1 protein-coding gene is annotated in these 1333 nt (G+C 42.0%); it reads right to left on the reverse strand.

What is annotated here, in order from left to right; genetic code table 11:
• Positions 1–88 precede the first annotated feature (88 nt).
• A partial coding sequence (locus tag L0951_RS13645; RefSeq protein WP_234111810.1) for an IS1182 family transposase occupies positions 89–1333 on the reverse strand: 1245 nt, incomplete at its 5' end.

Below are 1333 nucleotides of genomic sequence, written 5' to 3' on the forward strand. Positions count from 1 at the left end.
AAGAATCCGTCTCACAACAAAAATTGAGGCGGATTTTTTATTGCAGTACCAATCTTCATTGTTTTGGAAAAAGAAAAAGTTGTCCTCTTTAGGCAACTTTCTTTCTTAGATTGTGTGCTAATGCGTGCAATCCGAACTCCAATTCTACTTTTTTCAGTCCTTTCATGGTAAACCGCTTAAAATTGTTGCAATGTTTCAGATGTGCAAACACGGGTTCTACTTCAACCGAGCGTTGTCTGCGTTTTCTGATGCCTCTTTCGCTGTTTAAGAGTTCCCTGATTTTCTCTTTATACTGCTCCAGATGATGGTTTCGCTCTACACTGCGGTTTTCTTTGGAACTATGACAAACGCCTCGCAATGGACATCGTTCACAGTTTTTTGCCTGATAATGCGAGAGTTTTTGTGGGTAACCCGTTTTGGTTTTTCGAATGCTTTCGTGCGTTTTCTCCATCTTCTGGCCCATCGGACAGACGTAATAATCTTCTTCTTGGTTGTAGTGCAGGTTTTCTTTGCTGAATGCCTTGTGTTTCGCCTGATAATGGGCATCCTGCTCTTTGTCGAAGGTATTGTATTTTACAAATGGTGTGATCTGGTTTCGTTCCAGTAACTCATAGTTCTGCTCGCTTCCATAACCTGCATCAGCAGTGAGTTCTTCTAATTCAGCCAACCTTTTTTCGCCATACAGTTTCTCAAAATTTTCCAGATGATGTTCCAGCGTGTTGAAGTCGTTGGTTTGCTGATGAATCGTGTAGTTTACAATAATTTGGTTCTCGGTAGAAATCTGCGCATTGTAAGCGGGCTTAAGCTGTCCGTTCATCATATGATCATCCTTCATCCGCATAAAAGTGGCGTCCTGATCGGTCTTGCTGTAAGAATTCCTTTCTTTTAATATCGCTTCCTGAGCTTCGTATTTATCGAGGTTTTTTTCAAAATTGTTTTTAATGTAGTTCAGTTTGGCTTTGGCTTTCTTATCGGAATCGGTCTTGTTCTCGCTGCCTTTCAGTTTGGCATTGATATTTTCCACGGTCTGCCGGATTTTTTCTTTGCTGATCTCTTTAAACTCCGGCGGTTCCGGGTCTTTGTCTTCTTCTCTGGCAACACTTTGGGCATATTTCCAAAGGTCCTCCAATTGTCGGAGCATTTTTTCTTTGTTGGTTTTGATGGCGTTCGCCCAAACAAAAGTGTAGCGGTTTGCTTGCGCTTCGATTTTGGTTCCATCCACAAATACCTGTCTCAAACTCACCAAGCCTTCCTCTGCCAAAAGCAAAACTACTTGCGAGAAAATATCCTTGAAGGCTGCTTCCAGCTTATTGCTCCGAAATCGGTTCACGGT

This window comes from Chryseobacterium sp. R2A-55 (assembly GCF_021401085.1).
Taxonomy (GTDB): domain Bacteria; phylum Bacteroidota; class Bacteroidia; order Flavobacteriales; family Weeksellaceae; genus Kaistella.